Annotated in this window: 17 protein-coding genes; 9 read left to right on the forward strand and 8 right to left on the reverse strand. The window is 71.1% G+C overall.

The genetic code is table 11. The features are described 5' to 3' along the window. Positions 1-68 precede the first annotated feature (68 nt). A complete protein-coding gene (locus Vqi01_RS11100; RefSeq protein WP_204034660.1) occupies positions 69-1913 on the reverse strand; it encodes a DUF4082 domain-containing protein in 1845 nt (614 codons plus the stop codon). A gap of 329 nt (positions 1914-2242) precedes the next feature. After that, complete coding sequence (locus tag Vqi01_RS11105) at positions 2243-3214, reverse strand: glycosyltransferase family 2 protein (protein WP_307825071.1); 972 nt, start codon at positions 3212-3214, stop codon at positions 2243-2245. Between the two features lie 23 nt (positions 3215-3237). On the opposite strand from Vqi01_RS11105, the gene Vqi01_RS11110 reads away from it, so the two are divergent. From Vqi01_RS11110 to Vqi01_RS11130, 5 genes are all read left to right on the forward strand, one after another. Beyond that, on the forward strand, positions 3238-4059 hold the full coding sequence (locus Vqi01_RS11110) for a WecB/TagA/CpsF family glycosyltransferase (RefSeq protein ID WP_504740166.1): 822 nt from the start codon (positions 3238-3240) through the stop codon (positions 4057-4059). Further along, the gene (locus Vqi01_RS11115; RefSeq protein WP_204034662.1) at positions 4056-5057 is read left to right on the forward strand and encodes a glycosyltransferase family 2 protein; all 1002 of its coding nucleotides are present in this window, start codon (positions 4056-4058) and stop codon (positions 5055-5057) included. Before Vqi01_RS11110 ends, Vqi01_RS11115 begins: the two co-directional genes overlap by 4 nt. Before the next feature lie 90 nt (positions 5058-5147). Then, a complete protein-coding gene (locus Vqi01_RS11120; RefSeq protein WP_204034663.1) occupies positions 5148-6374 on the forward strand; it encodes an NRAMP family divalent metal transporter in 1227 nt (408 codons plus the stop codon). Beyond that, positions 6371-6751 (forward strand): hypothetical protein, encoded by a 381-nt coding sequence (locus Vqi01_RS11125; protein WP_204034664.1) that lies wholly within the window; start codon positions 6371-6373, stop codon positions 6749-6751. The genes Vqi01_RS11120 and Vqi01_RS11125 overlap by 4 nt, the downstream gene beginning before the upstream one ends. After that, complete coding sequence (locus Vqi01_RS11130; protein WP_239098320.1) at positions 6738-7097, forward strand: PRC-barrel domain-containing protein; 360 nt, start codon at positions 6738-6740, stop codon at positions 7095-7097. The genes Vqi01_RS11125 and Vqi01_RS11130 overlap by 14 nt, the downstream gene beginning before the upstream one ends. Before the next feature lie 47 nt (positions 7098-7144). On the opposite strand, the gene Vqi01_RS11135 is transcribed toward Vqi01_RS11130, so the two are convergent. Beyond that, positions 7145-7624, reverse strand: a complete 480-nt coding sequence (locus Vqi01_RS11135; RefSeq protein WP_204034665.1) for a GNAT family N-acetyltransferase — start codon at positions 7622-7624, stop codon at positions 7145-7147. A 233-nt stretch (positions 7625-7857) separates the two neighbouring features. On the opposite strand from Vqi01_RS11135, the gene Vqi01_RS11140 reads away from it, so the two are divergent. Continuing rightward, complete coding sequence (locus Vqi01_RS11140; RefSeq protein ID WP_204034666.1) at positions 7858-8745, forward strand: universal stress protein; 888 nt, start codon at positions 7858-7860, stop codon at positions 8743-8745. Positions 8746-8779: 34 nt separating this feature from the next. After that, positions 8780-9625, forward strand: coding sequence for a universal stress protein (locus tag Vqi01_RS11145; protein WP_204034667.1), 846 nt, complete (start codon positions 8780-8782; stop codon positions 9623-9625). An 18-nt stretch (positions 9626-9643) separates the two neighbouring features. Here the strand turns inward: Vqi01_RS11145 and Vqi01_RS11150 are convergent, their stop codons facing one another. The 4 genes from Vqi01_RS11150 to Vqi01_RS11165 all read right to left on the reverse strand — a co-directional run bounded on the left by Vqi01_RS11150 (position 9644) and on the right by Vqi01_RS11165 (position 13053). After that, the gene (locus Vqi01_RS11150) at positions 9644-10267 is read right to left on the reverse strand and encodes an FMN reductase (RefSeq protein ID WP_204034668.1); all 624 of its coding nucleotides are present in this window, start codon (positions 10265-10267) and stop codon (positions 9644-9646) included. After that, positions 10264-11403, reverse strand: a complete 1140-nt coding sequence (locus Vqi01_RS11155) for an LLM class flavin-dependent oxidoreductase (RefSeq protein WP_204034669.1) — start codon at positions 11401-11403, stop codon at positions 10264-10266. The genes Vqi01_RS11150 and Vqi01_RS11155 overlap by 4 nt, the downstream gene beginning before the upstream one ends. 148 nt (positions 11404-11551) lie before the next feature. Continuing rightward, positions 11552-12133 carry a type 1 glutamine amidotransferase domain-containing protein gene (locus tag Vqi01_RS11160; protein WP_204034670.1) on the reverse strand — a complete coding sequence of 194 codons (582 nt, stop codon included), beginning with the start codon at positions 12131-12133 and terminating at the stop codon, positions 11552-11554. A gap of 314 nt (positions 12134-12447) precedes the next feature. Then, positions 12448-13053: a DNA-3-methyladenine glycosylase gene (locus tag Vqi01_RS11165; protein ID WP_239098321.1), complete on the reverse strand. Its 606-nt coding sequence runs from the start codon at positions 13051-13053 to the stop codon at positions 12448-12450. 398 nt (positions 13054-13451) lie between these two features. Between Vqi01_RS11165 and Vqi01_RS11170 the strand changes: the two genes are divergently transcribed. After that, complete coding sequence (locus Vqi01_RS11170) at positions 13452-15983, forward strand: non-ribosomal peptide synthetase (protein WP_204034672.1); 2532 nt, start codon at positions 13452-13454, stop codon at positions 15981-15983. After that, on the forward strand, positions 15980-16294 hold the full coding sequence (locus Vqi01_RS11175) for a DNA-binding protein (protein ID WP_204034673.1): 315 nt from the start codon (positions 15980-15982) through the stop codon (positions 16292-16294). The genes Vqi01_RS11170 and Vqi01_RS11175 overlap by 4 nt, the downstream gene beginning before the upstream one ends. Before the next feature lie 207 nt (positions 16295-16501). Here Vqi01_RS11175 and argH read toward each other — a convergent pair whose 3' ends face one another. Continuing rightward, the gene (argH, locus tag Vqi01_RS11180; RefSeq protein ID WP_204034736.1) at positions 16502-17965 is read right to left on the reverse strand and encodes an argininosuccinate lyase; all 1464 of its coding nucleotides are present in this window, start codon (positions 17963-17965) and stop codon (positions 16502-16504) included. Between the last annotated feature and the right edge of the window lie 40 nt (positions 17966-18005).

Raw genomic sequence — 18005 nt, forward strand, 5'->3', positions numbered from 1 at the left:
GGTTTCGTGATTGCGACAGTCCGGTGCCGCCGAAGGTGGCACCGGACTACCCACCGAAGGGCTGCCGATCAGGCAGTCGGTATGATCTTGTAGATGTGGTACGAGTGCTCGCTGGCGAAGTTGTCGGTGATCATGCCTCCGCTGATCGGCACCGTCCGGTTCTCGAAGAGCACCTGAGCCTGGTTGGCGGTCAGGCCCGGCGGCAACGTGAGCCCCTGGGTGCCGGTGCCACCGGTGCGGCCCGGCATCGCGAAGAGGTAGTACGAGCCGGCGTACTCCTTGAGCATGGTGTCGAGGCGGCGGTTGAAGGTCCAGGCGTACGACTGGGTGTTGAGCACCGGCGCCAGGCCGATGATCCGCTTGTTCAACTCGGTCACCGTCGGCCGCACCGCCGCCCCGCACGCGTCCCGCAGCACATGCTGGGTGATGCACGGTCCGCCGAAGTTGTGGTTGAAGTAGATGATGCCGCGAGCCTCGTTGATCAGCGAGTTCATCACGGCCCCGGCGATCTGGGGCGCGGTGATGGTCGGTGCCGAATCCTCGGAAGCCGGATGGCCCAGTTCGACGAAGGCCCAGATCGGCTGACGTTTGCCGTCCAGCCCGTCGACCTGGCGCATCCGCTGCATCGTCAGGCCGTAGTTGGCGGCGCGGCGGCAGGTGCTCGCGGTAACTCCGATGCTGGGGCCCTCCGAGGAGGAGAGGCAGACGTTCGGGTCGGTGTACCAGTAGATGTCACTGGAGAACAGCGACGTGTAGCCGTTGACGAACCGGCTGGAGTCGCTGTCGGTTTCCCAGAACATCACTCCCTTGCCGAAGTTCGCGTAGCGCATCCGGCCGTCGCCGGTGGGCAGCTCCGCGGAAAGCCGTCGCAGCACCTCGAAGCCGCAGTCGAGCTTGCCGCCGACACAGATCTGCCCCTCGCCCGGATAGTTTCCGGTCCAGGCGCTGGCGCCAGGTCCAGCCCACATGTCGACCTCGTCGTTGAGCCACCAGGCCGTCGTCTCGGCTCCCTGGCCCGGAACGTCGGTGTCGACGACGGCGAACATGCCGTTGCGCCGAACCAGGGACAGATCGGAGTTCGAGGTCAGCATGACGTAGGTGTTGAGCCCGGCAGTGCGATCCAGGTCGACGTCGTGCTGGGTGAGCACCGACTCGTACCACACGCCGATCGGGAAGAAGTTGTGGTTGGTCCAACCCGCAGCGTTGGCCACCGGGAAGCTGGCGTAGTAGGACGGACCGCCCTCCCAGGCGACCCGGGGCAGGTTCAGTGCCGGACGAACCGGCGGGCTGGCCGTGGGTGCCCCCGTCGGTGGCGGTGAAGTCACCGACGGCGTGGTGGTTGTTGGCGTGGTGGGCGGTGTGGTCGGGGCAACCGGCGCGGGCGCGAAGACCACATCCACCCAGTAGTTGCTCGCCCGGTAGGTCTCGGTGGGGAAGCTCGACTCGCCGTACGCGTAGACACCCGCATCGGAGGTGGTCGTCAGCGGACCCGAACTGGCCTTCGCGGTGAAGTAGTTCTCCGACACCCGGTACCGCGTCGTGTGGTACGAGACCACGTAGACCTCACCGGCCTTGATCGTGACCGGCGTCGGCAGCCGCACCTCCTGCCATCCGGAACTCGTCTCGTTGGTCGAGGTCGCCGTGGCCAGTCGCCGACCTGCGGTCCACACGCTCACCGGGTGGGTGTTGCCGGAACCCTCCGCCTTGAGGAATCGGACGGCGGTCAGCGTGCCGTCGCGGGACGAGGTGAAGCGCAGGCCCACCTCGACGGGGACGAAGTCCGGATCGGTCGGCACGCGAGAGACGTCGAGGTCGGCGAAGAACGAGTAGGTGGTGGTCACTGCGGCTCTGCCCCAGGCGCCCAGCGCCGACGTGAGCACGATGACCAAAGCCGCCGCGACTGTGGCGGTCACCCGGCCGCGCCGCGATCGACGGGTCGGCAACGCAGGCTGTGGGTACGCGAGGCGAAGTGGAGCAACGGGAGAATTCGGGCTTTCCACGAAAAGACGCCTTTCCGATCAGGTACGCGCTGCCGCCGGCGTACGGTCGGCGTGAAGCCGCGATCGAGCCGGGCTCGCCGAATACGAGCGGCGGCCGCGTTCTCGCTCGTCATTGCTGTGATTTCTAACGACGCCCGACGAGCCGCCGAGATGTTCGCCCGACAGAATTAAGCGGTACTTAACGAGTATCCTGCCAACCCGTATCGCCCCATCAACGGCAGAAAGACGACATTGTCTCGGGGCTACCGTCGCGCGCGCACCGACTCCGGTCGCCCCCAACCGGACCGCGCACTCCAACCCGGTGAGCGGCGCTTTGCCTCGGCCAACAGGATGATCGCGATGTAGCAGAGCGCCGCGGGCAGCAGCCCGGGCGACCGGAGCAGCACCTGTCGCAGCCAGGACCAGGACCGCGGGCCGGGCACCGGGTCCGCCACCACGCCGTACTCGGGCGGCGCGGCCCGGAGGAATCGCCAGAACTCCGCGTTTCCCTCCCGCGCCCGGGCCACCCGGCGAATGAGATCCCCGGTACGTCGTGGCACCCGCACCTGGACCACCGCCGGTATCTCCACCTTCTCGTCGGCGCCGACGACCGCGTCGAGGAACATGTCGTCCGCGATAAGGTCGGGAAAGTCCGCGAAGCGGGACCGCGCCTCGGCGGAGAGCGCGATGACCCCCCGGCCGAACAATCGGTTGCGGAAGACGGGCAGTCGGGCGTTCACCGCGTAGTACGCGCGGACCGGCCAGGCGCTGCCCGAGGTGTCGATCACCGGCCGGGGCACCGCCGCGGCGATCCCGGGCCGCCCGACGGCAGCGGCGAGATCGTGTAACAATTCGACCGTGATCGGTGCGTCAGCGTCCGCGTAGATCCGCACATCGCCGTCGACCACCTGCTCAGCAGCGTTCATCGCCGCAGTTTTGGATGGCGTCGGTATTTCCAGAACTTGTACGCCGAATGAACGTGCAACCTCCGCTGTGTCGTCGGTGCAGCCATTGGCGACGACAACAATCTTCACATCATTGCTCAATTGTGAAGAACTCGATAGCCGACGTAGCGTGCCGGCGATTCCCGCAGCCTCATTGAAGGCCGGCATGATGACATCTATTCGCACTCTCCGATAGTGCCGGTCCGCACTGTGGACAGACAAGATGTCAAACAGCCAGGACCCGGGCCAGAGACCGAAATACGACACTGGTTGACCGCGTTGCCGCAGCATAAGCCTCGCTAGGATCCCTTTTCGTGTCGTCCGATGGGAACGGTTCCGGCTCCGGGAACCGGATCAAACTGTACGGTATTGACTTTGATCCTTTTCACGAGAAAGACGTGGTCCGGCACGTCGTCGCCGAGATCACCGCGGGCCGGGGCGGACAGATCGTCACCCCGAACGTGGACATTCTTCGTCGCGCCCGCCGGAATCAGGAGGCCCGCGCCCACGTGGAATCAGCGAGCGTGGTCGTGGCGGACGGAAAACCGTTGATCTGGGCCAGCCAGCTAGCCGGAAATCCGCTACCGGCCCGGGTTCCCGGCGCAGACCTGATCTGGAGCCTGTCAGCGGCGATGGCCGAGCAGAACCGCTCCGTCTACCTGTTCGGCGGCGCACCGGGCACCGCCAGCCGGGCGGAGCAGGCCATGCGATCCCGGTTTCCCCGGCTGCGCATCGCCGGGCATCTCAGCCCGCCGTTCGGGTTCGACGCCCGACCCGACCAGTTCGAGGCCGCCTGCGCCACCGTGGCGGCGGCCGCGCCGGACGTCGTCTACGTCGGGCTCGGCTTCCCCAAGCAGGAACGGGTGATCGCCCGGCTCCGCGCCCTGCTGCCCAGCACCTGGTTCCTGGGCTGCGGCGCGGCGATCGGGTTCGTGGCCGGCATCCACCGGCGGGCACCGCTGTGGATGCAGCAAACCGGCCTCGAGTGGGCGCACCGCCTGGCCAACGAACCGGCCCGACTCGCCCGCCGCTACCTGGTCCACGACGTTCCGTTCGCGCTGGAGCTGCTGGCGGTCACCGCGCTGCGCCGGCTGCATCGCCGCCGCGGCGGCATTCCCCGAGGAGGACGGCCGTGAACCGTCCCGACGTCTGCGTCGTGATCGTCTCGTACAACACCCGCGACCTGACCCTGCGCTGCCTGCGGGAACTCGAGGACAGCCGCACCCCGGACGTCCGGTTCGACATCGTCGTCGTCGACAACGCCTCGACCGACGGTTCGGCGGACGCGATCGCCGAACACTTCCCCGAGGTGCGGCTGGTACGACTGACCGAGAACGTCGGCTGGGGCCGAGGGGTGAACCGGGGGGCGGTCGCCGGCGACAGCGACTACCTCCTGCTGATCAACCCGGACACCGTACCGGTCGGCCAACCGGTCACCGAACTCGTGACGTTCGCCCGGCACCGGCCGCAGCATCGCGTCTACACCGGACGGACCCTGCGCGCCGACGGCACAGACGACGGCTACTCCTGCTGGGGGCTGCCGAGCCTGTGGAGTCAGTTCACCTTCGCCACCGGCCTCTCGACGGCCTTCCCGCGCCGCCACTGGGCCAACCCGGAGGGTCTGCCACGGTACGACCGGCGCACGGTACGTGAGGTGCCGGCGGTCTCCGGCTGTTTCCTGCTCATCGAACGTGCGCTCTTCGACCGGCTCGGCGGATTCGACCCACGGTTCTTCCTCTACAGCGACGACATCGACCTCTGCGCCCGGGCGGCGGCACAGGGCGCGCGGCCGGTGCTCCACCCCGGCGCGGCCGTGGTGCACGTGGGCGGCGCGTCGTCGACCTCCGACGGGCAGCGGCTGAAGATCCTCCGGGGCAAGGTGACCTACCTACGGCGGCACTGGTCACCGCTACGGTCCCGGCTCGGCGTGGGCCTGCTCGTCGCCGGTGTCGGACTGCGGGCCGCCGGCCGGCTCCTCCTCGGCGCCGACCGGTCGCGCGGAATCGACTGGGTGCTGCTCTGGCGGCAGCGCCACGCCTGGACCGCCGGCTGGCCACCGGTCGACGAGCCCCGGCCGCCGTACGACCCGGACGGCCCTCGCAACGTGTCAGCCGGCGCCAGATCGACCGGGTGAGCCCTCCGGCTCACTCTCGCCGCCAGTTCGCCCTGTATCGGGGCATATCGGCGATATGGTCTGATCGATGACCAGGTCCGCGACGCCGACATGAGGAAACTCCTCGCCGCCACGCTCGGGATCCTCTCCGCGGTCGGCGGTTTCGTGGACATCGGCGACCTGGTCGCCGCCAGCCAGGCCGGCGCCCGGTTCGGCATGGCGCACAGCTGGGTCCTGCTGCTCGGCGTGGTGGCGATCTGCGCGTACGCCGAGATGGCCGGACGGATCGCGGCGGTGACCGGGCGGGCCGTGTTCGACCTGATCCGGGAACGGCTCGGCGCCCGGGTGGCGCTGCTCAACCTGGTGGCGTCGTACGTGGTCACCGTGGTCACCCTGGCCGCCGAACTCGGCGGGGTGGCGCTGGCCGTGCGGCTGGCCACCGGCGTGCCGTACCTGATCTGGGTCCCGGTGGCCGGAGCGGCGGTCTGGCTGGTGCTGTGGCGGATGCGGTTCCCGGTGATGGAGCGGCTGTTCGGGCTGGCCGGCCTGGCGCTGGTGGTCTTCGCCGTGGCGCTGTTCTGGCTGCCCACCGACTGGGCTGCCCTCGGCCGCAGCGCGGTGAGCATCGAGGAGGCCGGGCAGGGATGGGGCACGTACTGGTTCGTCGCGGTGGCCCTGTTCGCCTCCACGGTCAGCCCGTACGAGGTCTTCTTCTTCTCCTCCGGCGGCGTGGAGGAACACTGGGGTGCCGCCGACCTGGCCGACGCCCGCTTCAGCGTGCTGGTCGGGTTCCCGATCGGCGGGTTCCTCGCGCTGGCCCTGATCGCCACCGCGACCGTGGTGCTGCGCCCCGCCGGCCTGGCGGTCACCGGCCTCGAACAGGTCGCCCATCCGGTCGTGCTGGCCTTCGGCGGACTCGGCCTGGCGATCGCGGCGTTGGCCTTCTTCGCGGTCACCTTCGGCGCCGCGCTGGAGACCGGCCTGTCCGCCGCGTACGCCGCCGCGCAGTACTTCGGCTGGCAGTGGGGCAAGCGGGTCAGCCCGCGTGAGGCGGCCCGATTTCACACCGTGCTGCTGATCAGCGTGCTGCTCGGAGTGCTCCTGCTGCTCACCGCGATCGACCCGGTGGCGCTCACCGAGTACATGTTGATCATCAGCGCGGTGGCGTTGCCGCTGACGTACCTGCCGATCCTGGTGGTCGCCAACGACCGCACGTACCTCGGCGACCGGGTCAACGGACCGTGGCTCAACACGCTGGCCGCCGCGCTGCTGCTGGTCATCCTGACCGCGTCGATCGTCGCCGTACCGCTGGCCATCGGCACCAGAATGGGGCAGTGAGAATCGAGGTGAGCCGCCAGTTGCTCGACCGCCAACTCGTCGACGTGCAGGGCCGGCTGGTCGGCAAAGTCGACGACGTGGAGTTCGCGATCGACACCGAGGGCAGGCCGTATCTGCTGACGCTGCTCACCGGGCCGGGCGCGCTCGCGCTGCGGGTCGGCGGCCGGCTCGGCCGGATGATGGCGCTGGCGGCCGAGCGGTTCGTCACGGACCGGCCGATGGCGCCGCTGCGCATCCCGTACCCGCTGGTCGCGCGGATCGACAGCGCCGTGTGGCTGCGGGTACGCGCCGAGGAACTACCCACCGCACCCGTGGAGCAGTGGCTGCGCCGTCGGCTGATCGACCGTATCCCGGGGGCTGGCCGTGCGAGCGGGTGAACTGCTGGGCCGCACCGCGTACGACGAGCGGGGACGACGGCTGGGTCGGGTGGTGGACCTGGTGGTCCGCGGTACGCCCGACGGACCGCTGCACCTGACCGACCTGGTCGTCACCCGACACTGGTACGGCCGGTTGAGCGGGCGGCTGATCGGCCCGGAGCGGCACCCCTCCGGCCCGTGGGCACTACGCGCCGCGGCCCGGCTGCTCGGCCGCAGCACCATCCAGGTGCCGATGCACCGGATCCGGCTCGATCCGCCGCTGCCCGAGCGCCCCGAGCCGCCGCCCAATCCGCCCAGGTCCGACTCGCCGACCGACCCGCCCAGGTCCGACTTCCCGCCGGCGTAGCGGTGCCTATGCCCACTCGCCGCGGCGGTGAATCCTCTCCGGATCGGTCAGTGCGGCAGTTCGAGAAGATACTCGTCGATCTCGTGGCCGCGACCCGGGGCGTACGCCCGGTCGGTGCCACGCACCACGAACCCGCACCTGTGCAGCACCGCCAACGAGGCGGCGTTGTCGACCGCCGTCCGCGCGTACAACGGCCGACGGGTCACCTCGCGCAGCAGGGCGGCCAGCGAACGGCTGGCGTACCCACGGCCCCACCGGGACCGGTCGATCCAGTAGCTGACCTCGGTCCGACCGGCTGCGGGAAACGCCAGCACGTGCCCGACCACCTCGCCGTCCACGGTCACGGTGCGAGCCACGATCTGCGGATCGGTCAGGATGCGCGCCCAGTGCGCGGCGAACGCCCGCCGGTCGGTCGGGTCCGGCGCGCCGAAGGCGGCCATCCGGTTGGCCACCGGGTCGAGCTGATGAGCGAAGAACTCCGGCAGGTCGTCCTCGCCGACCGGGCGCAGCCGGAGGTCGTCGGTCACCGCCCGACCATACGTGTCCGCCGGTGGGGACCAGTGGCCCGTCCCGAATCGGCTTTCGGCCGTCGCCTCTTCAGTGCGCTCCAGCGAGCACGCGATCGGTAGTCCTACCTTGCGGTGGGCGCCCTGCCGGGGCTGCTCCTAGGGTTGACCAGGCGGTTCACAGACCGGAAACGGCGGTGCGCGTCCGTGGCACCGCCCGGTGGTACAGGCTGACAGCGGACGAGGAGGATGCGATGACCAGCGACACGGCTGCCCCTGTCGTGGTGGGTGTGGACGGTTCCGAGATCGCCCTGCAGGCCGTACGGGCCGCCGCACGCGAGGCCGCCAACCGGCACCGCCCGCTGCGGATCGTGCACGCGTTCATCTGGCCGTTGATGCGGGTGCCGTTGGGCCCGGCGCCCGGGGCGCCCGCCGGTGCTGGCCTGCGCAACCAGGCGCAGCGGTACGTCGACGAGGCGGTGGCCGAGGCGGGCGAGGCGACGCCGGAGGTGGCCGTCGAGGGGGCGGTGGTCGAGGGCGCGGCCAGCGGCGTCCTGCTCGCGGAGTCCCGCGCCGCCGCGCTGGTCGTGCTCGGCAGCCGGGGCCTGGGCGGATTCGCCGGCCTCCTGCTCGGCTCGGCGGCCGTGCAGGTCAGCGCCCACGCCGACTGCCCGGTTCTGGTGGTACGCGGTGAGCCGCCGACGAACGGTCCGGTGGTGGTCGGTGTCGACGGCTCGGAACTGTCCCGACAGGCGGTCGGTTTCGCGTTCGAGGAGGCGGCCCGGCGTGACACGGAGCTGATCGCGGTGCACGCCTGGCTCTATCCGACCCCGGCCGGCCCCGGCGACATCCTGCCGCTGGTCTACGACCTGGACGCCTTCCAGGAACAGGAGGAGCGCGTCCTCGCCGAATCCGTGGCCGAGTGGTCCGGGCGCTATCCGGAGGTGACCGTGCAGCAACGGCTGGTCCGCGGCTCGCCGGGCCGGGCGTTGGTCGAGCAGTCCCGCACCGCGCAGCTGGTGGTGGTCGGTGCGCGCGGGCGGGGACCGCTGGGCGGGCTGCTGCTCGGCTCAGTCAGCCACGCGGTGCTGCACCACGCCGAGTCACCGGTGGCGATCGTCCGGAAGCCGCGTACGGTCTGAGGCAACGTGTGAGACGGATCTCTGGGAGAGGCCGATGAACCGACCCGTCGTGGTGGGAGTGGACGGATCACCACCGAGCCTGGTCGCCGCCGAACACGCCGCGCAGGCGGCGGTGTGGCGGTCCCGCCCGCTGCACCTGGTGCACGGCTATCTGCATCCGCTCGGCTACGGGGTGCCGATCAATCCGTACGACGTGGGGTTGCCGGCGCCCTCGGAGGACGGCCGCAAGATGCTCGAACAGACCGCCGCCGAGCTGGTCGACCGGTGGCCGGGGCTGAGCGTCGAGGTGCGGCAGGTGGCCGGTGGACCGGGCGCCACCCTGGTCGAGGAGTCCCGGCGGGCGGAGCTGGTCGTGGTGGGCAGCCGGGGCCTGGGCGGTTTCGCCGGCCTGCTGCTCGGCTCGGTCGGCACCCAGGTGGCCGCACACGCCCACTGCCCGGTGCTGGTGATCCGGCCGCCCGACGGCCCGATCCCCACCGAGGGGCCGGTCCTGGTCGCAGTGGACGGATCGGAACCGGCGGAACTCGCCGTCGGGTACGGCGCGGACGAGGCCACCCGGCGCGGCACCGAGCTGCTGCTGATGCACGTCACCGACGAGCGCAACACCGACGAGCGCAGCGCGGGCGGGGCATTGCTGGCCACGGCGGCTGCCGCCGCCCGCGGCAGCCACCCGAACCTGACCGTGACCGAACGCCTGGTCACTGCGGCAAAACCCGACCAGGCGCTGATCGAGGCGTCCGGACAGGCCGCGCTGCTGGTGGCCGGTTCCCGTGGCCGGGGCGGCTTCACCGGCCTGCTGCTCGGCTCGGTCAGTCAGGCGCTGGTGCAGCACGCCCGCTGTCCGGTGCTCGTCGCCCACCCGCACGGGCACGCGGCCTGATACGGCGGGGGTGCCGAATCAGGTTTCCCCGCCCCGGAGCAGCTGCTCGAAGTCGGTGGTGAGGGCGAACGGATCGGCCGGCCCGCTGGATGCCGGTCGCCGGTGGATCTGCTCGGCCAGTTCCCGGCCGGCACGGCCGATCCGGGTCCGCAGCGCGCCCCCCACCGTGCCGCCGGACCAGTCCTCGGGCGCGGCGAAGACCGCCGTCGGCGCCACCACCGCCCGCAGATAGGTGAACATCGGGCGGACGGCGTGCTCCAGGGCGAGGGAGTGGCGGGCGGTGCCGCCGGTCGCGGCGATCAGCACCGGCCGGCCGCCCAACGCCTCGGCGTCGACCAGGTCGAAGAACGACTTGAACAGCCCGCTGTACGAGGCGTTGAAGATCGGGGTGACGACGATCAGCCCGTCAGCGCCGGTGACCTGATCCAGCGCCTGCCGCAGCGGCTCCGACGGGAAACCGGTGAGCAGGTGGTTGACGATGTCGTGGGCGTGCTCGCGCAGCTCGACCGGGCGCAGCTCGACCGTGTCGCCGAGCCCGACCAGCTCGTCGCGGGTGGCCACGGCGAGTTGGTCGGCGAGCAGCCGGGTCGACGAGGGCTGACTGAGACCTGCCGAGACCACGGCGAGGGTGCGCAGGGTCATCGGGCCGTCTCCGGCGCCCGACCGGTGACGTCGTCGACGGCGTGGACGGTGCTGTCCTTGCCACCACCGGCGGCGGCCCGCAGCGACGCGTGCGTCGGCGCCGGCGGCACGTGGGCCGGGCGCAGCGAGTCGAACTCCTTGCGCAGCACCGGCACGACCTCCTCGCCGAGGAGGTCGAGCTGCTCCAGCACGGTCTTCAGCGGCAGCCCGGCGTGGTCGATGAGGAACAGCTGGCGCTGGTAGTCGCCGACGTAGTCGCGGAAGCCGAGGGTCCGGTCGATGACCTGCTGCGGGCTGCCGACGGTCAGCGGGGTCTGCGCGGTGAATTCCTCCAGCGACGGGCCGTGCCCGTAGACCGGCGCGTTGTCGAAGTACGGACGGAACTCGCGTACCGCGTCCTGGGAGTTGCGCCGCATGAACACCTGCCCGCCGAGGCCGACGATGGCCTGGTCGGCGGAGCCGTGGCCGTAGTGCTCGAAGCGCTGCCGGTACAGGCCCACCATCCGGCGGGTGTGCTCGGCGGGCCAGAAGATGTGGTTGGCGAAGAAGCCGTCGCCGTAGTATGCGGCCTGCTCGGCGATCTCCGGGCTGCGGATCGAGCCGTGCCACACGAACGGCGGGACGCCGTCGAGCGGGCGCGGTGTCGAGGTGAACGACTGCAGCGGGGTGCGGAAGCGGCCCTTCCAGTCGACCACGTCCTCGCGCCAGAGCCGGCGCAGCAGGTCGTAGTTCTCGATGGCGAGCGGGATGCCGTTGCGGATGTCCTGGCCGAACCAGGGGTAGACCGGCCCGGTGTTGCCCCGACCCATCATCAGGTCGACCCGGCCGTCGGCCAGATGCTGCAGCATTGCGTAGTCCTCGGCGATCTTCACCGGGTCGTTCGTGGTGATCAGCGTGGTCGCGGTGGACAGCAGCAGCCGCTCGGTACGGGCGGCGATCCAGCCCAGCATCGTGGTGGGCGAGGATGGCACGAACGGCGGGTTGTGGTGCTCGCCGGTGGCGAAGACATCGAGACCGACCTCCTCGGCCTTGAGCGCGATGGTCACCATCGCCTTGATCCGCTCGCCCTCGGTCGGCTCCCGACCGTTGGTCGGGTCGACCGTGACGTCGCCGACGGTGAAGACACCGAACTGCATGAGGCCCTCCTTGGGTGGCGGCCGGAACCTCGGCTGGCCCGGACGACCCGCACAACATACTTGACGAGTCAACTATTCCGGTGCCGGCACCTGGAGTGATTCGTGCGGCGGGGCCGGGGGAGGACCCGGCCCCGCGCACCTCAACCGGTCACACGCTGGCCAACTGCCCCGCGTGGCGGCCCTCAACGAACTCCTCGACCAACTTGTCGCAGAACGCCGGCAGGTCGTCGGGCTTGCGGCTGGTCACCAGGCCGTTGTCGACCTGGACCGGCTGGTCGACCCAGTTCCCACCGGCGTTGCGGATGTCGGTCCGCAGGCTCGGGAACGAGGTGACGGTGCGGCCCTTGACCATCCCGGTCTCCACCAACGACCACGGGCCGTGGCAGATCGCCGCCACCGGCTTCTCCTGCTGGAAGAACGCCGTGACGAACGCCATCGCGGTGGGGTTCATCCGGAGCCGGTCCGGATTGACCGTGCCGCCCGGCAGCACGAGGCCGTCGTACTCGCTCGCGTCGGCCTGGTCCACCGTGCGGTCCACCGGATACTTTCCGGCGGGGCTGATGTCGTGGTTCATGGCCTGGATCTCGCCCGGCTTGAGGGAGATCAGGTGGACCTCGGCACCCGCCTGTTCCGCGGCGGATCGCGACTTGCTGTACTCGATCTCCTCAACCCCGTCGGTGGCGAGGATCGCGACCCGCTTACCGGTCAGTGGTTGCTGGGTGTCAGCCATGATTCGGCTCCCTTCCCGGCACCGCCCCTGTCTGCGGCGCACTGGCTCGGTGCAGTTCGCGTACCCGATGCCACTTCCGGCAAACCGTCGCACGTCGCCCGCCTGGTGAGAGACAATCCCGCGATCGGGCCTGTCGAGCCGACTCCGCACTGCCCCTTTGCGCCAGTCCGGGCTGCACGCTCGTCGCACGGCGCTGCTTGGCAGGGCACGCCCTGTCGAGCTGAGAGCGTCAACGAATCACGACCTTTCGCCGACGGATACGCATAACCCTCACGTGATGGCACCAACGGTTCAGCTCGACAGCGACAGCCACATCAGCGCCGCCGCCGTGGAACGTGGCGGCGGTAGCTGCTGACCGTCGGGTCTCCGGTGATCCAGAACCGCCACGGCACGTCGTGGGCGGCGGCCACGCCGACGCGCGGGCCGGCGGAGACGGCAGCCGGCGCGACCGGGCGGGTGGGCGGAGTCAGCAGCAGCGGGCCGCTGCCGTCGAGCATCGACGTGCCGTTCGCCGTAGCGTCGATGCCGAGCGCGACCACCAGCCGAGCGGGTCCGCGAGCCAGGTCCCGGTCGGGCACCTCGCCGCGGCGCTTGCGGGCGAGGTCCAGGCCGTCGACCACTTCACCGGCGCGCAGCAGGACCGCCGCCGCCTCCCCCTCGCCCCCGCAGACGAGATTGAGACACCAGTGCACACCGAAGACGAAGTAGGTGTAGGCGTGCCCCGGAGGCCCGAACATGACCTTCGTACGCGGGGTTGGCCCACGATGGGCGTGCGAGGCAGGATCTTCCCCGGTGCCGGCGTACGCCTCGACCTCGGTCAGCCGGATCCGGACGCCGTTGGCCGAGATCTCCCAGCCGAGCAGGGTACGGGCGGTTTCGGCGACATCGGCGGCGGGGGCACTGAGCCAGGGGTGATTCACTCGTCCAGGTAACCCGGCCCGCGCGCGACCGGCAACCCACACCGTCCTTCCGTATGCCGGCTCGCGCCAGCGCATCTGCTTGATCCCAGGTGGTCCGGGATGTCATCGCGCCGATCGGCGCGTCGACAGGCGGCATTTCGAGGTATCTCCACGAACCTGTCCGAACCGTAGAATGAAGAAGCGATTTGCCAAGCTCAAGAGGACCTTGATGGTTCGAACTTCCACTGCCGCGGTTCATCACCCGCCAGCGTGCGCGCCGCACGCCCAGCGAGGCCGTGACGGAAGCCAGCGGATCGGCCTGGTCGCATGGCCGGGGCTTCCGCCTGCCGCGCCAGTACAGCCCTAGGAGACCGCCCGGCGCCAGGGATTAGGGCAGGCTTACCTTAGAGTGTCCCTTCGTGGCGTCCCCCCTCTCCTTGCTCCCAGCCGTCGAGGCGGTGCCGTTCGTCCGCGATCTGGCCGCCCATGGTGACCGTCCCGCGATCCTGACCAAGGACGGGCAGATTTCCTACGCCGACCTCGCCGGGCGGGTCGCGCGGACCGCCGAGCGGCTCGGCGTCGGCCGCCGGCTGGTGCTGGTGGTCGGCGCGAACACGGTCGACTCGCTGGTGGCGTACCTGGCCGCGCTGCACGCCGGCCACCCGGTCCTGCTGGTGCCGGACGGGCACGACACGGCCGTCGCCAGCCTGGTCGAGGCGTACGACCCGGACGTGGTGATCGGTCCGGCCGGGGGCTGGCGCGTCGAGCACCGCCGAGCCGGCTCCGCCCACGACCTGCACCCAGACCTGGCGCTACTGCTGTCCACCTCCGGCTCGACCGGCTCCCCGAAGCTGGTCCGGCTGTCACGCACCAATGTGCAGGCCAACGCCGAGGCGATCGGCGAGTACCTGGGCATCCGGGACACCGACCGGGCGGCCACCAGCCTGCCGATGCACTACTGCTACGGCCTGTCGGTGGTCAACAGCCACCTGGCCCGGGGCGCCGCGCTGGTACTGACCGACCTGTCGGTCGCCGACGCCTGCTTCTGGGAGTTGTTCCGCCAGACCCGGGCCACCACGTTCGCCGGAGTGCCGTACACCTTCGACCTGCTGGACCGGGTCGGCTTCGCCGCCATGGACCTGCCGCACCTGCGGTACGTCACCCAGGCTGGCGGCCGGCTCGCCCCCGAGCGGGTGCGCCGCTACGCCGAGTTGGGTCGGCACGCCGGCTGGGACCTGTTCGTGATGTACGGGCAGACCGAGGCGACCGCGCGGATGGCGTACCTCCCACCGGGCCTTGCGGCCCACCACCCGGCGGCGATCGGCGTGCCGGTGCCCGGCGGCGCGTTCCGGCTGGCGCCGGTGCCCGACCACCCGGATCCGGCGGTCGGCGAGCTGGTCTACGCGGGCCCGAACGTGATGCTCGGCTACGCCGAGACCCCCGCCGACCTGGCCCTGGGCCGCGCCGTCGAGGAGCTGCACACCGGGGACCTGGCCCGGCGCACCCCGGCCGGGCTGTACGAGATCGTCGGCCGGCGCAGCCGGTTCGCGAAGATCCTCGGGCTGCGGGTCGACCCGGAGCAGGTCGAGGCGCTGTTGGCCGCGCACGAGGTCACCGCCACCTGCGTCGGCGGCGACGACGAGCTGATCGTGGCGGTGGTCGCCGCCGCTGATCCGCGCCGCGTCCGCCGGCTAGTCGCCGACGAGGTGGGGCTGCCGCCGCGAGCGGTGCGGGTGCTCGCCCTGACCGAGCTGCCCCGGCTGGCCAGCGGCAAACCCGACCTGGCCGGGCTGCGCGCGCTGGCCACCGCGCCGCGCACCACCGCCACGCCGGCCGGCGACGAGCCGTCACCCACGGCACCGGTCGGCGACCTGTGCCGGCTGTACGCGGAGGTGCTCGACCGCGACGACGTGCGCCCCGAGCTGAGCTTCGTCGAACTGGGTGGCGACTCGTTGTCGTACGTCGAGATGTCGGTCCGGCTGGAGCAGGAACTCGGCCACCTGCCGGCGAACTGGCACACCCTGCCGATCGCGGCGTTGCGCGCACCGCGGCGGCCCGGTGGTCGGCGACGATCGCTGGAGACCAGTGTGGCGCTGCGGACCGCGGCGATCGTGCTGATCGTCGGCTCGCACATACCGCTGTTCACGCTCACCGGCGGGGCGCACCTGCTGCTCGCGGTGGCCGGGTTCAACTTCGCCCGGTTCCAGCTCACCACCGCCGGGCGGCGCGACCGGCTGCGACAGATCGGGGCCGGCCTGGCCCGGATCGTGCTGCCGACGGTGGCCTGGATCGGCGCGGTGATGCTGGTCACCGACCAGTACCGGCCCAGCACCCTGCTGCTGGTGCACAGCATCGTCGGCCCCGGCGACGCCACCGGGTGGCACTTCTGGTTCGTCGAAGCGCTGGTCTACCTGCTGGTGGCGCTGGCCGCGCTGCTCGCGCTGCGGCCCGTCGACCGGTTGGAACGCCGGTACCCGTTCGCCCTGCCGCTGGGCCTGACCGTGCTCGGTCTGCTCGGCCGGTACGACGTGTTCGGCTTCGACGCCCGCCACGACCTGCCGGCCGCGCTGGTCGCCGGTTGGCTGTTCACCCTCGGTTGGGCCGCCGCCCGCGCCGACAACGTCGGACGGCGGCTGCTGGTGACCGTCGCGGCGGCGCTGACCGTGCCCGGCTTCTTCGGCCAACCGGCCCGGGAGGCGCTGATCGTGGCCGGCCTCGCCCTGCTGGTCTGGCTGCCCACCGTGCCCAGCCTCGGTCTGGTCAACCGGATCGCCGGGGTGCTGGCCGGCAGTTCGCTCTACATCTATCTGACCCACTGGCAGGTCTACCCCCACCTGCGGGACTGGCCGCTGGTGGCGCTGGCCGCGTCGCTGGTCGTCGGTATCGGCTACGCCGTCCTCGCCGGGCGGGTGGGACGTTGGCTCACCCACCGCTTTTCAACATTACGTTGAGCCGGCGGCACACCAACCCCTACGCCGCCGACCCGTACGAGGCGATCGCCGTGGTGCTGGCGCTGGCCGCCGGAGCCGCCGCGCCGACGCCCGGCGAGAAGCCGGTCGACGAAACCGACCTGCTCGCCGCGCTCGCCCTCTTCCCGCATCTGCGCGCCGAGATCGACACCCTGGAGGCGGGTCTGTTCGACCTCGCCCGCAGCCGTGGCCTGACCTGGCAGGCGATCGGGCACGGGCTGGGCCTGCGCAGCGCCCAGGCCGCCAAGCAGCGCTACGAACGGCTCTCCGCCCGCACCTCCCCCACCCCCTGACCCCGCACACCCCGGCAACCGCCAGCCGGCAACGACGACCGCGACCGGCAGCAACTTCGGGGAAGATGCTGCCTCATCGGACCGGGAGGCAGCATTTTCCCCGAAGTTGCGCAGTCCCCGGCAGGTGCGGGGTTCCCCCCGGCAGGTGCGGGGTTCCCCCCGGTAGGGTGCGGGCGGTCCTGAGGGGACGTTGCTACAGGGGGTTGCTCAGCGGGGGACCACCTGCTCCGCGGCCCACTCCCGCCAGGTGGCGAGCTTGTCGGCGGCGGCGGCGAGCTGGTCGGCGACCGGGCCGGGGCCGGTCGAGCCGGGGGTGGTCCGGGCCGCGAGGGCCGAACGGACCGACAGCACGTCGCGCACGCTCGGGTCGAGGTGCTCGCTGACGGTGGCGAGGTCGTCGTCGGAAACCTCGTCGAGGGCGCAGTCCCGGGCCGCGCAGAGCGCCACCAACTTGCCGGTGATCTCGTGCGCGTCACGGAACGGCACACCCTTGCGCACCAGCCAGTCGGCCACCTCGGTGGCCAGAGAGAAGCCCACCGGCGCGGCGGCGACCAGCCGGTCGACGCGTACCGTCATGGTGGAGATCATCCCGGCCAGGGCCGGCAGCAGCAGCTCCAGGGTGTCGACCGCGTCGAAGACCGGCTCCTTGTCCTCCTGCATGTCCCGGTCGTACGTCATGGGCAGGCCCTTGAGCATGGTCAGCACAGCGACCAGCCCGCCGACCAGCCGGCCGGACTTGCCCCGGGCCAGCTCGGCGATGTCCGCGTTCTTCTTCTGCGGCATGATCGACGACCCGGTGGCGAAGGCGTCGTCCAGCTCCACCCAGCCGAACTCCTGCGACGTCCAGAGCACCACCTCTTCACCGAGGCGGGACAGGTGCACCCCGACCATCGCGGTGATGAAGAGGAACTCGGCGACGAAGTCGCGGTCGGCGACGGCGTCCATTGAGTTGGCGAAGGAGGTCCGGAAGCCCAACTCCTTGGAGACCGCCACCGGGTCCAGCGGCAGCCCCGACCCGGCCAGCGCGCCCGCGCCGAGCGGGCTGACCGCCGTACGGTGGTCCCAGTCCCGCAGCCGCTCCAGGTCCCGCAGCAACGGCTGGACGTGGGCGAGCAGCCAGTGGCCGAAGGTGACCGGCTGGGCGTGCTGCAGGTGGGTCATGCCGGGCGCGGCGGTCTCCACGTGCCGCTCGGCCTGCTCGACCAGCGCCTCGGCCAGCTCGACCAGCCGGGCGGCCACGCCCCGGGCATGGTCGCGCAAATAGAGCCGCAGGTCGGTGGCGACCTGGTCGTTGCGGGACCGGCCGGCGCGCAGCTTGCCGCCGAGGCTGCCGAGCCGTTCCAGCAGCCCGCGTTCCAGGGCGGTGTGCACGTCCTCGTCGTCGACGGTCGGGCGGAACGCCCCGGAGGCGCAGGCGGCCTCCAGGTCGTCCAGGGCGGCGAGGATGCGGCCCAGTTCCTCCGGGTCGAGCAGGCCGGCTCGGGCCAGCACCCGGGCGTGCGCCCGGGACCCGGCGATGTCGTACGGGGCCAGTCGCCAGTCGAACTGAACGCTCACCGACAGCCGCGCGAGCGCCTCCGACGGGCCGCCGGCGAACCGGCCGCCCCACAGGCTCGTCCGGTTCGCGGGGGCGTTGTTCTCGGTCAGGCTCTTGTCATCCACCCCGCCAATTCTGATGGTCAAGGCTTCACCCCACCCAACCGGGCGGCCG

It is taken from the genome of Micromonospora qiuiae (assembly GCF_016863555.1).
Classification (GTDB): Bacteria; Actinomycetota; Actinomycetes; order Mycobacteriales; family Micromonosporaceae; genus Micromonospora; species Micromonospora qiuiae.

What these genes read in the sequence shown, in the direction of transcription:
- Vqi01_RS11105 (WP_307825071.1), bottom strand. Translation starts at nt 3,214, where the DNA reads ATGCTGCGGCAACGCGGTCAACCAGTGTCGTATTTCGGTCTCTGGCCC.
- Vqi01_RS11120 (WP_204034663.1), top strand. Translation starts at nt 5,148, where the DNA reads ATGAGGAAACTCCTCGCCGCCACGCTCGGGATCCTCTCCGCGGTCGGC.
- Vqi01_RS11140 (WP_204034666.1), top strand. Translation starts at nt 7,858, where the DNA reads ATGACCAGCGACACGGCTGCCCCTGTCGTGGTGGGTGTGGACGGTTCC.
- Vqi01_RS11145 (WP_204034667.1), top strand. Translation starts at nt 8,780, where the DNA reads ATGAACCGACCCGTCGTGGTGGGAGTGGACGGATCACCACCGAGCCTG.
- Vqi01_RS11150 (WP_204034668.1), bottom strand. Translation starts at nt 10,267, where the DNA reads ATGACCCTGCGCACCCTCGCCGTGGTCTCGGCAGGTCTCAGTCAGCCC.
- Vqi01_RS11155 (WP_204034669.1), bottom strand. Translation starts at nt 11,403, where the DNA reads ATGCAGTTCGGTGTCTTCACCGTCGGCGACGTCACGGTCGACCCGACC.
- Vqi01_RS11160 (WP_204034670.1), bottom strand. Translation starts at nt 12,133, where the DNA reads ATGGCTGACACCCAGCAACCACTGACCGGTAAGCGGGTCGCGATCCTC.